The 14,032-nt window shown below is 67.0% G+C and carries 10 protein-coding genes; 3 read left to right on the top strand and 7 right to left on the bottom strand.

Annotated elements, in window-relative coordinates; all coding sequences use genetic code 11:
- Positions 1-92: 92 nt before the first annotated feature.
- Entirely contained in the window at positions 93-1,736 is a 1,644-nt protein-coding gene (locus J8I82_RS06090; RefSeq protein WP_209755352.1) for a c-type cytochrome, read from the top strand.
- On the opposite strand, the gene J8I82_RS06085 is transcribed toward J8I82_RS06090, so the two are convergent.
- From J8I82_RS06085 to J8I82_RS06065, 5 genes are read right to left on the bottom strand one after another with little or no spacing between them, the layout of a single operon-like run.
- Entirely contained in the window at positions 1,733-2,758 is a 1,026-nt protein-coding gene (locus J8I82_RS06085) for a hypothetical protein (RefSeq protein WP_209755350.1), read from the bottom strand. The genes J8I82_RS06090 and J8I82_RS06085 overlap by 4 nt on opposite strands.
- A gap of 2 nt (positions 2,759-2,760) precedes the next feature.
- Positions 2,761-3,912, bottom strand: a complete 1,152-nt coding sequence (locus tag J8I82_RS06080; protein WP_245179469.1) for a GNAT family N-acetyltransferase — start codon at positions 3,910-3,912, stop codon at positions 2,761-2,763.
- Positions 3,909-5,186: a hypothetical protein gene (locus J8I82_RS06075; RefSeq protein WP_209755348.1), complete on the bottom strand. Its 1,278-nt coding sequence runs from the start codon at positions 5,184-5,186 to the stop codon at positions 3,909-3,911. The genes J8I82_RS06080 and J8I82_RS06075 overlap by 4 nt, the downstream gene beginning before the upstream one ends.
- Entirely contained in the window at positions 5,179-6,063 is an 885-nt protein-coding gene (locus J8I82_RS06070) for a HesA/MoeB/ThiF family protein (protein ID WP_209755346.1), read from the bottom strand. Before J8I82_RS06070 ends, J8I82_RS06075 begins: the two co-directional genes overlap by 8 nt.
- Positions 6,060-7,034, bottom strand: coding sequence for a hypothetical protein (locus J8I82_RS06065; protein WP_209755344.1), 975 nt, complete (start codon positions 7,032-7,034; stop codon positions 6,060-6,062). Before J8I82_RS06065 ends, J8I82_RS06070 begins: the two co-directional genes overlap by 4 nt.
- A 253-nt stretch (positions 7,035-7,287) precedes the next feature.
- On the opposite strand from J8I82_RS06065, the gene J8I82_RS06060 reads away from it, so the two are divergent.
- Positions 7,288-9,201 (top strand): feruloyl-CoA synthase, encoded by a 1,914-nt coding sequence (locus J8I82_RS06060; protein WP_209755342.1) that lies wholly within the window; start codon positions 7,288-7,290, stop codon positions 9,199-9,201.
- Positions 9,202-9,322: 121 nt separating this feature from the next.
- On the opposite strand, the gene J8I82_RS06055 is transcribed toward J8I82_RS06060, so the two are convergent.
- Positions 9,323-9,664: a YciI family protein gene (locus J8I82_RS06055; protein WP_026201369.1), complete on the bottom strand. Its 342-nt coding sequence runs from the start codon at positions 9,662-9,664 to the stop codon at positions 9,323-9,325.
- Complete coding sequence (locus J8I82_RS06050) at positions 9,661-12,432, bottom strand: UPF0182 family membrane protein (protein WP_209755340.1); 2,772 nt, start codon at positions 12,430-12,432, stop codon at positions 9,661-9,663. Before J8I82_RS06050 ends, J8I82_RS06055 begins: the two co-directional genes overlap by 4 nt.
- Positions 12,433-12,786: 354 nt before the next feature.
- On the opposite strand from J8I82_RS06050, the gene J8I82_RS06045 reads away from it, so the two are divergent.
- Positions 12,787-13,809, top strand: coding sequence for a class I fructose-bisphosphate aldolase (locus J8I82_RS06045; protein WP_209755338.1), 1,023 nt, complete (start codon positions 12,787-12,789; stop codon positions 13,807-13,809).
- Positions 13,810-14,032 lie beyond the last annotated feature (223 nt).

Below are 14,032 nucleotides of genomic sequence, written 5' to 3'. Positions count from 1 at the left end.
CACTGGTAGCAAGCTGGGCGGGCTTCTTCGGAGGTCCGCTTTTTTTTATTCCGACGGACTAGAATGCGAAGCTCGATCCTCGGGCAACAACCATGCCTCTCGCACGCGCATTCACCATAGGGCTGCTGCTGTCGACGCTCGCTGGCTGCGATTTCCTGCGCGGCTATGCCGATGGCGAATCCGCGGCCATGCGGGAGTTTGCCGGCAGTGGCACGCCGGCGCAGCTCGGCGCGGCCCGCTTTGTGTTCGACGACTTCGGCGGCCTGAGCACCGATACGCTGGAAACCAACGCGCTGCCATGGAAGCTGGCCACGACCGCGCTGGTGCTGGCCAACGCGCCGGATGCGGCCCCCGCGCCGGAGACATTGCGCCGCGCGCTGCTGGAGTTCGGGTTTATCTATCCCGACGGCATCCTGAACTGGCCGCTTGCGCAGCAGCCGCGCTTCGACAAGCCGCTCGGCATCGTCAGCGGCACCGTCGGCCGCGACCTGCCCAGGATCCGGCTGGAAGTCTCGAACCTGGGGTGCGCGGCGTGCCATGCTGGGATGACCTATGGCAAGGACGGCCAGCCCAGCGGCAAGGTGTGGCTGGGTCTGCCGAATACCTCGCTCAATCTCGATGGTTTCGTCAACGCGGTGTACCACGCAGTCAAGCGGGTCAAGTCCGACCCCGACAAGCTGCTGGCCGCCATTCCGCGGCTGTATCCCGATACCTCGTCGGACGAACTGGCGACCATCCGCAAGTTCGTCTGGCCACGGCTGGTCAGGCGGATCGACGAACTCGCGGCCAGCGGCGATGCGCCGCTGCCGTTCAGCAATGGCGCCGCCGGCAGCACCAATGGCGTGGCGGCGCTGAAGTTCCAGTTCCATCTGCTCTCTGCGGATGCGGGCGCGAGCGGCTCGACCTCGATCCCGGAACTGGGCGACCGGCGCCTGCGTTCGTCGCTGCTCTATGACGGGGTCTATACCAGCAAGGGGGCGGCGCGCTTTGCACCGCATGCCTCGGATGCCGTCAATGATCCCGGGCGTCTCGCGCATATCGTGGCCTTCTTTACCGTGCCCACCATGGGCATGCCGCCGGATCGCGCCAGCCGAGCCATCCCGCAGGTGGAGGACGTGATGCGGTTCATGGCGGGCTACACGCCGCCGCCGTTTCCCGGTCCGGTCGACCGGGTCCGCGCGGCACGCGGCGCCGGCGTCTACGCGGCGCAGTGCGCGCAATGCCATGGCAACTACAGCCAGGACACCGCCCGGCCCCGGCTGGTCAGCTATCCCAACCGGCTGGTGGCGCAGGGGGAACTCGGCACCGATGCCACGCGCTGGCAGGCGATCGATGCGAGCCTGCTGCAGGCCATCGGGCGTTCTGCGCTGGGCAAGCATATCGATGCGGCCAACACCGGCGGCTACGTTGCGCCCGTCCTGTCTGGCCTATGGGCGACGGCGCCTTACCTGCACAACGGCTCTGTGCCCACGCTGTGGCACCTGATGCATCCGGAGGCGCGGCCGCGCCGGTTCTGGGTGGGCGGCCATGCACTGGACTACGCCAGGGTGGGGATCGCCGGGCGGCCGGATGCGCAAGGCGCGTGGGCCTACGCGCCGGACTACCGGCCGTGGTCGAGCCCGGTGCTCTATGACACCGCGACCCCGGGGCGGGACAACCGGGGCCATGAGCGGGAGTTCACCGCCTTGACGGAAGGCGACAGGGATGCGCTGCTGGAATTCCTGAAGCGGCTCTAGCGCCGGGCGTCCGCCTGCAGCAGCTCCGCCGCCGGCAGCCTCGCGCTGCGGGGAATCGCTGCGCCCGGCACCGGGCCGAAACGCATCACGTTGAGCAGCCGGTGGCCCGCTGGAAGCGGCTGGCGGCCCGTCAGCAATGCGGCGTGGCGGGGCGAGTCGGACAGGGCCGACATCGGCACGCCGGCGAAGCCGCGGGCGGCCATGTCCAGCCAGAACCGGTACCAGCGGCGCCCGGCCTCGAAGTCGGTCACGTCGTGCGCGGCGTGGATCAGCACGATCCGGGCGGCGCTGTTGACCTTGGCGGCTTCCGCGGCCAGCAGGCCGGTCAGCGACAGCGATGCCAGCATGCGCACCACCGTCGGACGCAGGGCGACCGACGCTGCCATCGCTTCCCAGCGCGACAGCGCCATGCACTCGGCCGACAATCCGTCGCGGGTCCAGCCAGTGGCGCGCGGGGACAGGCGCATCCAGTGGTAAAGCTCGCGCGCGAAGGCCGGATCGTGGAAGGCGGCTGCGGCCGCATCGTCATGCCAGCTGGCGATCTGCGCCGTGCTGGCGGGCTCCGTCGCCACGGCAACGGGAGCATGCGCGGCGATGCACTGCTCCATGGCCGCGAGCTGCGCGGCGTCGGCAGGTGCAAAGAGGCCGCGCCAGGCGCGGCGTTGCTCGCAGGCGGCAGCCAGAGGATCCACGCTGGCAACGCTGGCACCTGGCCGGAGCTGGCCTGTGGCCGCAACCCGCGAGCCGGCGGCCGCGGGCGGGTAGGGCAGTACCTCGACTTCCGGCGGCGAAAGCGAAAAACCGAGGGTCGACAAGGCCAGCGCCATGCCCTCCCACGCCATGCCCAGCGCGATCCGGTTATCCCGGCCGGTCGGGTCGCCCACGGACAGCCAGCGCGCGGGATCCTCCAGCAGCAGGATGCGCTCGCCGGCAAAGTGCCAGCGGGCAGGCTGGATATTGTGGGCACTCGGGGCGCGCGCGGCCTGCGCGACCATGGCCAGTTGCTGTTCCGGTGTCAGCATCGTCAGTTGCCGCTTTCCGGCGCAAGCGCCCTGCGGAACAGGTGCAGACGGTGCAGTTCGGTGGCGCCGAGCTTTTCCATCTGCCGCAGGCTTGCGCCATTCGTATCGGACACCCAGCTGATGCCCAGGTGCGAATAGCCGGCAGCGCGCATCGCCGTCAGCAGGCGATGCAGCAGCACGCCGTTGACGCCCTGGCCGTGGAACGCCTGGCGTACCGAGAAAAAGATGACCGCCGCGCGCTTGCGGCTGGCGCGGAACCGCAGCAAGTGCCACAGCGTCGACCATTTCAGCCGGAAGCCGGTGGCGCGCAGGAAGGGGTTGAGGTCCGGCACGCACAGCAGCACGCCGGCCGGCTCGCCGCGGTAATACGCGGTGTACGACAGGCGCTCGTCGATGATCCACATCATGCCGGCGCAGGGGTAGAGGAATTCCGCTTCCGTCAGCGGCACGAACATCGGGTTGGCGGCAAAGCCATCGTTCAGCACGGCGCACGCCTCGCGCAGGCGTCCTTCAAAGCCGCGGCGGCGGATTGGCCTGAATTGCCAGTCCGGATCGCTGGCCAGCGCGCGCTGCCGGTCGCCGAGGAGCTGGTCGGGATCGTAGCCGCGCACGTCCATCTCGAAGGTGCGCATCGGGAAGCAGCGCTCGAAGCCGCAGGCTTCGAGCAGCCGGGCAATGTGCGGCGGCGTGTATTCCTGGTAGGTGTACGGCGCGTGCCCGAAGCCATCGGTGACGATGCCGATCATCTGCGTGATGGTCAGGTTAAAGCTGCCTGCCAGCTCGTCGCAGCCTTGCCGGCTGGCCCAAGCGGCAGCGGCATCGAGCAGCGCGCGGGCGACGGCGACGTCGTCGACGCAGTCGAACAGGCCGAAATACCCGCGCTTCTGCCCATACAGCCGGTTCGAGGCATCGTGCACATGGGCCAGGATGCGTCCCACGATTTGCCCGTCGCGGTGCGCGGTGTACCAGGTGCGGCGCGCAAACTGCCTGAACAAGGGATTCTTCGACGCGTCCAGTGCGCGCGCGAGATCGCCCTTCATCGGCGAGACAAAATGGGTAGCGTCGCCATAGCAGGCGAACGGCGCGGCGAAAAAGGCATCGAAATCGCCTTCGCGCAATTCCAGGGTCATGTCCACGCTCATGCCCACAGTCATGCGGGCTCCTGCCGGCGCAGGTGCCGCGCCAGCCGCAGGATGACGGCGGCGCGCAGCTCGCCGATGGCGGCATTGGCGCCCTGCGGCAGGTTCAGCAGCACCACCATGGCGGGCTGCCGTGCGATCAGCAGGGCGTGGGTCATTTCGTGGCGCTCCATCAGGTCGACCAGTTGCTCCGCGGCTTCGATGCCGTTGCCGCTGCCATTGTCGCTGCCGCTGCCGCTGCCGCTGCCGCTGCCTTTGCCGATCCCCTGCGGCTGCCGGGCCCACGCCCTGGCATCGCCGATCGACACCGGCTCGCGCCGCTTGCCGGCCAGCGCGAACAGCTCGCCCAGCGCATAGCCCGCCAGTTCGGCGTCGCCCAGCACCACGTGGTCGGCCGTCTGCGGCAGGCGCCGCAGCGAGTGGAGGAAGCCGTCCGGCGTATCCAGGCGGGCATGGAGCAGCCAGCGCAGGAAGGCGTTACCGTCGCCCGCCAGGGACACGGCGCGGATGCGGACAAAGATGGCGGTCAGCAACACCCACGCCAGCGCCACCGGCATGCCGCGCAGGCAGGCTTGCATGAACCCCTGGCCCGGGCCGTGCGAAGCCAGCGCCATGGCCGCGGCAAGGACCACCGCAAAGACCAGTGCCGCGGCAATATGCGCCAGCAATCCGCGCACGACGCGCTGCGAGTCCGACAGGCTCAGCAGCACGTAGACAAAGGCCAGCGCCCCGAGCGCGCCCAGCCGGACCGGCACATGCCCGAGTTCCTCGCGGAAATCCGTCGCCGCCAGCGGCACGGCCAGCGCTACCACGACGACCACCGCGCGCGCCAGCCGCTCTTCGTTGCTGGACAGGTCGGCATCGCGCAGCCAGAGCAGGAACCAGCCGTTGCTCGCCGTCACCATCGCATAGCAGGCCAGGAAGGCCAGCAGCAGCGGCACGTTAGCGGACAGGTCGGCAACGAGGTTGATGGCGAAGAACAGCATCGACACACCGAGCGCCAGCAGTTTCAGCCACAGCGGAAGATGGCGCCGCAGCAGCTGTTCGGCGAACAGCGTGGTTGCGATCGGCAGGATAGTGGCCGCGGCGAACACCAGCCGGCCGAGCAGCGGTCCGCCGAGCAGCCAGGCAAAGCCCCGCACCGCCAGCAATGCCGTCAGCGCGCCGAACAGGAACAGCCCGGTCCCGGTGCCAGCTTCGCGGCGCGTCCACAGGAAATGCAGGTAGAGGCCGCAGCCCAGCGCGCCCAGCCAGGTTACGGTGACATCGCTGGCCAGCGCGTTAATCACGGAGCAGCCTCGCGATGAAGCGCCGCACCGCGGCGCGCATCAGCCACGCCGCCAGCGCGTTGCGCGGCGTTTCGACGCGCATGCTCCACGGATTGAAGAAATAGCCGCGCGCGTCCGCCAGCCGCGGCCGGTCCAGCAACAGCTTGGCTGCCTCGAAGGCCATCAGGTTGCCGGTGGTGATCACCATCGGCGCGAACGACATGCGCTTGCGCTTGCCCGAAAGCAGATCCTTCGCGACCGAAAGATCGACGTGACGGACCGAGCTGGAATGGACCATGACGTACTCCAGCTCCTTGCCCAGGCAGGCCTGCCGGATCTCCGGCGTCAGCGCCTGCCAGTCCATGCCGGCGGTGGGGTAGCCCAGGCGCGACTCGGGCCGCGGGTCGTGCGGCCGCACCACGGTGACCGAGGGCAGCGGCGCGGTATAGGCATCGATGACGGTGGCGCCATGCTCGCGCGCCTTGCGGTAGAGCGCGATGCCCGCGGCCATGTCGTCCATGCCGTTGACCACGATGGGGTAGCGCGCCAGCAGGTCGTCGAGCCGCCCCGGCCAGTCCTGGCCCAGCGTCTCGAGCTGCAGCGCCGGGTTGACCTGGCGCAGCTGCGCGACGGTGGCCTCGACCTTGCCTACGCCGACGGTGGCCAGGCTGGCAAACACCTGCCGGTTCATGTTGGACACTTCGAACACGTCGAAGTCGGCCAGCGCGAAGCCGCCGACGCCCATGCGCGCCAGCGCCTGCAGGCAGGCGCCGCCCATGCCGCCGACGCCGCAGACCAGGATGCGCGCGTCGCGCAGCCGCTGCTGCTCGGCCTCGGTCACGAAGCCGATATTGCGGGTGGTGAATTCTTCGTAGGAAAAGGCAGGGGATGCGGTCATGCGTGGTTCCTTGCGCGCAGGTCTCCCATCGGCTCGCGCAGGTCTCCCATCGGCTCGCGCGGATTCAGCCAGTGCACCAGCGGCAGCACGATCCGGCCGAGCGCGAGGAACGCCACCTGCGCCAGGATCGCCGGCAGCGAGTCGCGCGGGACTTCGCGCAGCAGGTACTTGCGCGCGCTGGCCAGGTCCAGCCGCGCGACCTGCAGGAAGTCGTCGCCGCGCTGGTAGTCGAGTTCGCGCTGGCACAGCGCATTGACGCGCTCGTCACGGTGCTTGGGCGCTGCGTCGAAGGTCTTCTTGAGGTTGTCCGAGCCGCCGCGGTAGGCATCGGTGATGACAAAGCGGGCCTCGTCGAAGCCGGCACCCTCGTCGACGCCGAAGACGTGGCGGTGCGATTTCATGATCTCGCGCGCCACGCTCAGGTGCTCGAAGCTGCGCCGCGACGGCGCGAACGGATTGGGATACGCCGTGACGAAGACTTCGGCCACCTTGCCGATGATCGCCGGCACCTGGGTCACGTTGCTGATCCAGATCGGGCGCAAGCCGCGGCGGAAGAACAGCAGGATGCAGGTCAGCCCGTACAGCACCCATGAAAGCCCCTGCGTGCGATAGCCCGGGTCGACCATCACCAGGCCGAGGTGGATGGCCTCGACCGGCCGCCCCCTGACCTCGATCGGCATGATCGACAGCGCATTGAAGGCGATGGGATGGCCGCTGTCCCGGTCGTAGAGCAGCGTGACCACGGCGCGGCGCAGCCGCTCGGGATCGCCGGACAGCACGCCATATTCGAGCTCCTTGCCGATGCCCCGCTGCACCACGCCACGCATTTCGGCCAGCATCGCGTCGAGCCGGGCGCTGTCCATCCACAGCCCGGGCCGCTCGACGACGCGGATGCGCACGCTGCGGCTGGCGTTCAGGGTCAGGTCCAGGTAGCGCAGCCGCTGGCGGATTCGACGGATGACCTGGAACATGCAGCTCTGCCCGATGCCTTGTGCTGTTGTAAGCGGTCCAGGAATTTCCGGGAAACGGAGGTGCAGGGCGCAGCATATACAAGATCGGGGCCGGTACGCAATTCGCCGGCGGGCCGCACTGCCACCTGAGGCGGGTGGTATGGCCCGGGCGCGATGTCGCCTACGCTGGCAGCAAAGCCGGTCCGCATCCCGCCCGACCGGCGCCGGACAGAACCCCGGCGCATCAGCCGAGGCCATAAAGGAGACACCCGCGATGACCATTTCCGCTGCCGTTCGCAAGCCCGAAGCGAATCCAGATTCCAGGCCACAAGCCAGGTACAGGGCGACCGTGTTTGTCGAGCGTCCCACGCTGGTTGAGCACCGTCCGGACGGCACCATCCTGCTGCGCAGCGCGATTCCCGCGCCTGACCCCGCCCGGCGTGGGCTGGGCGATTACGTCTGCTGCTGGGCCGAACGGCGGCCGGACGCACGCGCGTTCTGCGAGCGCGACGGCGAGGGCGCCTGGCGCTCCATCAACTGGGGCGAGCTGTGGCAGCAAATGCAGTCCGTCGGCGCGCGCCTGCTGGAACTTGGCCTGGGTCCGAAGCGCCCGCTGATGCTGCTGTCCGGCAACTCGATCGAACAGGCGGTGGTGTTGCTGGCGGCGGAGTATGTGGGTGTGCCGACCGCGCCGGTGTCGCCGGCGTACTCGCTGCTCAGCAAGGATTTCGCGCGCCTGAAAGGCGTGGCCGAACTGGTGCCGCCGGCGGCGCTGTTCGTGCAGGACGGCGCGGCGTACGCGCGGGCAGTGGATGCGCTGGCCATGCCGCAAGTGCCGGTCATCGCCGTCGACAAGGCCGCCCCCGGGCAATTGCCCTGGGCCGCGCTGGCGGGCGCCGAAGTCACGGCGCAGCGCAGCGCGGCGGTACGCGCCGCCCATGCCGCAATCCATGACGAAGAGACGGGGCGGATCCTGTTCACTTCGGGCTCGACCGGCGTTCCAAAGGGCGTGCCGCTGTCACACGGCAACCTGCGGGCCGTGGGCGCCTATTTCTACCGCCTCTACCAGTCGCTGATCGAGCGCCAGCCGGTATTTCTTGACTGGTTGCCCTGGCATCACGGCCTCGGCGGCGTCCTCAACCTGAGCCGCGCCGTGGTGCTCGGCGCGACCCACTATATCGACGACGGCCGCCCGTTGCCGGGACAGTTCGCGCGCACGGTAAGGAACCTGCGCGAGGTGTCGCCCACGGTCTTTAGCAGCGTGCCTTCGGCGTGGGCCATGCTGGCAACCGAACTCGAACGCGATCCCGAGCTGGCGCGCAGCCTGTTCGCCAACGCCGTCAATTTTTCCTATGGCGGAGCCAGCCTGCCGCGCGACGTCTGGGACCGCATCCACCGCGCCGCCGAAGCCACCATTGGCGAGCGTATCGTGTTCTGCTCGGGACTGGCCTGCACCGAAACCAGCGGCATGGGCATCTACTGCAGCTGGCCGACCGAGGATACCGGCAATGTCGGGGTGCCGATGCCGGGCGCCGAAGTCAAGCTGGTGCCGCTGGAAGGCGAGGACGGCGCGGGCCGCCGCTATGAAATCCGCATGCGCGGCCCGTTTTTGTTCAGCGGCTATGTCAAGCGGTCCGACCTGACCGCCGCCGCATTCGACGACGAAGGCTACTTCTGCCTCGGCGATGCCGTGCGGCTCGCCGATCCCGCCGATCCGGGCAAAGGCGTGCGCTATGCCGGACGCGTGGTGGAGGACTTCAAGCTGGTCAACGGCACCTGGGTGCGGGTCGGCGCGGTCAGGCTGGGACTGGTCGAGCAATGCGCGCCGCTGCTGACCGATGCCGTGATCTGCGGCCATGACCAGCACTACGTGGCCGCGCTGGCGTGGCCCAACGTCGCCGCCTGCCGGGCGCTGCATCCCGAGCTGGCCGGGCTGGAAGCAGAGGCGCTGGTGCGCGATCCCCGTGTCGTCGATGCCATCCGCGAGCGGCTGGGCGCCGGCACTGGCACAGGCGCCAGCCTCAGCGTAAAGCGCGTGCTGCTGATGGCCGAGCCCCCTTCGATCGACGCCAACGAGATCGCGGACAAGGCCTACGTCAACCAGGCCGCTACGCGTGCGCGCCGCGCCGGGCTGGTCGAAGCATTGTTCCAGGCGGAGCCCGCCGCGCACGTCGCCTGCGCGGGGTAGGCACGGCGGCCGGCACGGACGCTCGTTGCCTGCCGGCCAGTAGTTTCATGCCATGGCATGGAACGGCCGCCGGCACCCCACCGGCGCATCGTCCTGCAATGGCTGGGTACGGCTCTGCCCGTCAGCTCTCGGGGTCATACCCAAACTCGCGGAGTTCCTGCGAGCAGCGGCAAGCTTTGGCGATCTTTGCAGCCCACAGGATGGCGGCTTCGCGCGACGGGAGCTGCAGGACACAGAAGCCGCCGTCGAACTCCTTCGTCTGGGGATAGGTTTCGTTTGTGACCGTGCCGTCTGAGGCGACCATGAGTGGTGCGACATCCTCGTTGATACCACCACCGAACACGTACACGCCTGCCGCCTTCGCCTCGCGTATGACCTCGTGCGCAGCTTCGCCCACGGCGGCAAAGTCCTCGGCGGGGACTTCCATCGCCCTTCCAGGAAAGGAGATAAGGTATTTCGTCATCGTTCGGTCCTTCGGTTGAGGTCGGTGCTGTTTGTGCCAAGCTCCTCGAGCAGCGGTCTGAGCGCATCGAGTTCCGAGCCGAAGCCGCTCCAGTCACCTGCCTTCAGGCGCTCGATGGCGCGGCCATAGTGTGCGAGAGCGTCTCGGGCGCGCGCGTCCGCCGAACCACCGGCAGGTGACGCCATGGGGCCGGCCTCCTTGAAGAGCGCCGCGATGGTTTCGTCCAGCGTATTCTCCATCACCACACGGTCACCATAGGCACCGATTACCCGTTTCAGTTCGGGCAACTGGCCGGAAGCCGCGCGCAGGTAGAGTGGAGACAAATACAGGATTGAGTTCCCGATCGGCACCACCAGAAGGTGGCCGCGGATGACGCGGGAACCCATTTGGTTCCACAGCGAGATCTGTTGCGAGATCTCGGTGTTCTGCTGGATGCGCGCCTCGATCTGGAAGGGACCGTAGACCAGTTTTTCCTTGGGGAAAGCGTAGACGACAAGCTTGCCATACGCAGGCGGATCACAACGTGCCGCCAGCCAGGCGATCATATTGTCGCGTTGACTGGGCACCATTGGCAGCATCAGCACGAACTCGGCGTGAGGTTCACCGGGGAGCCGCATGATCATGTAGTAAGGCGCCATGAGCGACATTGGCGCGCCGGGGGCGTTTCCGCTGTCGATGCCGGCCAACGCCCGCGGGAACTGCCAAAGATCCTCGCGGTTGTAGAACACTTCGGGCGCATCCATATGGTAGGCGCCGTAGAGCTTCGCCTGGATCCGGAACAGGTCCTCGGGATAGCGGATATGCTGCTGCAGGTCCGGCGGCATGGCCGCCAGAGGCTTGAACAAGCCCGGGAAGATGCGCTGGTATGTGCGCAGGATCGGGTCGGCTGGATCACTGGCATAGAGATCGACGGTGCCGTCATACGCACCGATCACCACCTTGACCGCATTGCGGATGTAGTTGGAATCGGCGCCGAAACCTGGCTGGGCGTAGGGGAACCAGCGGCTGGTGGTATAGGCATCCTGCATCCAGTAAAGTCGCCCGCCGCTCGCGACGATATATGGATCCTGGTCCAGGCTCAGAAATGGCGCGACTGTGTGCACCCGGTCCTGGATGTTACGGTGGATCAGGATCCGGCTTTTGTCCGTGACGTATCCGGTAAGCAGGATGTTCGGATCGCCGAACTGCCAGGCGAAGAGGGTGCGCTGCGCAATGCCGCCGATGGCAATGCCGTCGCGCCCGTTGTAGACCGTGTAGGTATTGTTTTTTCCGGTCGGGTAGTCGAATTCCGGCACACTGCCATTCACGACGACATAGTCGTGACGGCCTTCACCGAAGTAGATGCGCGGCTCCTGGATGACCGGGCCGCCACTGGCGATCGGTGGAATATCGCGCAGATAGAGGGAAGGCAGGCCTTCCGTCGATTTCTCGTTGACCGGCGACATCACGATGCCGCTGCCGTGGGTGAACAGCAGGTGCAGGTTCACCCAGGTCCTGGCATTCGCCGGAAGCTTCGCTTGCTCCAGCTCACGGGCGGACAGCATCACCTGTCGGTAGCCGTTATCAAGCCGGTAGCGGTCGATGTCCAGCGAGAGGAATTTGTAGTAGGTCCTGATCTCCTGCAACTGTGCATAGGTATCCAGCAGCGGCCCCACATCCCACAGGCGGACATTATCGATGGTCGCGCGATTGGACCGGATCGAGGCGAGATTCAGCCCCTGTTCGACCGGGAACGACTTGACCGTGATTTGTTCAAGGCCGTAGGCCTTCCGGGTCAGTGCGATATTGTGGGCGATATACGGGGCTTCCAGTTCCAACTCGCTTGGCTTGACATAGAAGCGCTGGAAAAGCGCCGGGTAGATCAGGACAAGCAGAAATGAGCCGCCAAACACCAGGAGGGCCGCGACGGCGGGGATTCGATAGTCGCGCAGGCGTACATTGGCCAACGATCCGAAGGCTGCGGCAATGGCAAGGCCCATAAGCAGCCACAGGACCGGCAGCTCGACGTGTATGTCGGTATAGCTGGCGCCAATCACGACGCCGTTATCGCCGTAAAGCAGCAGATAGCGATCGAGCCAGTAGGACCACGCCTTCAGCACGAAGAACAGGCCAAGGAGTACAGATCCATGAACCGCAGCGGCGGGAGAGAGCCGCGGGGTCGGCGGCGCGAGCGCGATATCGCCGCGCACCCCATAGATCACGCCTGAAATGGCCGCGCTGCAGAGCAGCAGTAGTTGCAGCCAGTTCTTCAGCGCAATATAGACGGGCAACGAGAAGAGATAGAAGCCGATGTCCTTGCCGAAGATCGGGTCCCGCTCGCCAAAGGGTACTTGATGCAGGAACCGAAGCGCCATGTCCCACTGCGGGACTTTGCTCCCGGCGATGACCAGTCCGAGGAGCACAGCGGCGCCGGCAATGCTGGCGCCCCAGGGAATGCGCGCCATGAGGTCGCCGGGCTCGCCAATGAATTGCGGCCTTCCGGAAGGAAAGCCGTGCGATGCCAGGACGCGAGGGCTGCCCGCATACTGATGCGCCAGCAACCCTGCCAACCATATGGTGCCCGCCGAGATCGCAAACACGGCGATAAACACCAGCACCTGAGCGGAAAGGACGATCCGAAAAACGCTGGCGTAGCCGATCGAGGAAAACCACAGCCATTCGACCACAATGTCTGCCAGGAGCCCGAAGATGATCAGGCCGACGACGACTACTGCAGCCGCAATTGCATAGCGTCCAAGGCGCATGCCGGATGTCCCTGCCGACCGCATCGCTCCCCCTGGATGCTACGTGACGACCCATCATGCATGGCCGATCGGACAGGCGTGTGATGATGTCTCATCAGCAATTCTAGACCGGAGATCCAGGGAGGGGCCAAGCTGCCAACACCTGTGAGGGGCGAAGTTGGCGGAGAGTGCACCAAGACGGCGGAAATCCACAACACCTCTGCAGAGTGGTATTAAGTAACCTGAAATGCGTGTGGGTCCGGATTCCTCGGCAAGCGCTCGTCCCGTGCAAGGCGCGTCGCCGCCCTCTGCCTGATTCGATGCGCCAGCGCCCGGCGCTTGCACATTGGCGCCTGGGGGCTAATGCTTGTTGCTATAGCCACCTCGCGGAGCAACGTCATGGACACACGAAGCGAACTGCAAGCCACTGTCGACGCCATGGTGCAGGGCGCCAAAGGCCTGCTGGCCGCCGACGAAAGCGGGCCGACCATCGCCAAGCGGTTCGACCGCATCGGCGTGGCCTCCAGCGAGGAGAGCCGCCGGGCGTGGCGCAGCCTGCTCCTGTCCGCGCCGGGCCTTGGCGAGTTCATCAGCGGCGTGATCCTGTACGAGGAAACACTGGGCCAGCGGGCCGACGATGGCACGCCGCTGCCGGAGCTGGCCGCACGCCAGGGCATCGTGCCCGGCATCAAGGTGGACAAGGGCAAGCTCGCGCTGGCGCACGCTCCCGGGGATGAAATCACAGAGGGCCTCGACGGGCTGGCAAAACGGCTTGCCGGCTATCGCCAGCAGGGCGCGCGCTTTGCCAAATGGCGCGCCGTCTACAACGTGACTGACAAGCTGCCGGGCCGGCTTGCCATTCACGCCAATGCCGAAGCGCTGGCGCGCTATGCCGCGATCTGCCAGGAGGCAGCGATCGTGCCCATCGTCGAACCCGAGGTGCTGATGGACGGCGCGCACACCATGGCGCGCTGCGCGGAGGTCACCGAAGCCGTTATGCATGAGGTGTTCGACGCCTTGCAGCGGCATGCGGTGGTGTTCGAGCACATGCTGCTGAAACCCAGCATGGTGCTTCCCGGCAAGGATGCAGGGCAGGCGGCCCCCGCAGAGGTTGCCATGCAGACCGTACAGGTGCTCAGGCGCACCGTGCCCGCGGCGGTGCCAGGTATTTTTTTCCTGTCCGGCGGCCAGACGCCTGCCGAGGCCACCGCCAATCTCGACGCGATGAACCGGCTGGGCCCGTTGCCGTGGCGGCTCAGTTTTTCCTACGGACGCGCCTTGCAGGAGCCGCCATTGCTGGCGTGGCGCGGCGAGCCAGCCAATGCCGCGCTGGCGCAACGGGCGCTGCTGCAGCGCTCGCGGCTCAACGCCATGGCGTGCCTGGGGCAATACGAAGCGGCGATGGAGAACGCCACGGCCTGATCTCTGCGCGTGGCGCGGGCAGTTCGTTCTTCAGTCGCCGAATCGCCTGCGGCCTTTGGGGGCCGTTTGCAGGTCCTTCCCGATTCGATTGAAAGAACTTCCCGTCGCCGGCCGGGTGCGCGTGTGACGCTCGCACTCAAGAACCACCCGGCTCTCCGTATCGGCGATGCGGAACCTATTTTGCGCTCCACCTCCGTCTCGTCACCTGCTTGCTGGCATGCCG

Origin of the sequence: Cupriavidus consociatus (assembly GCF_017814975.1) — a bacterium.
GTDB lineage: Bacteria > Pseudomonadota > Gammaproteobacteria > Burkholderiales > Burkholderiaceae > Cupriavidus > Cupriavidus consociatus.
Note: the sequence above shows the minus strand (reverse complement) of the source record. Positions and strands in the feature narration are given on the sequence as shown.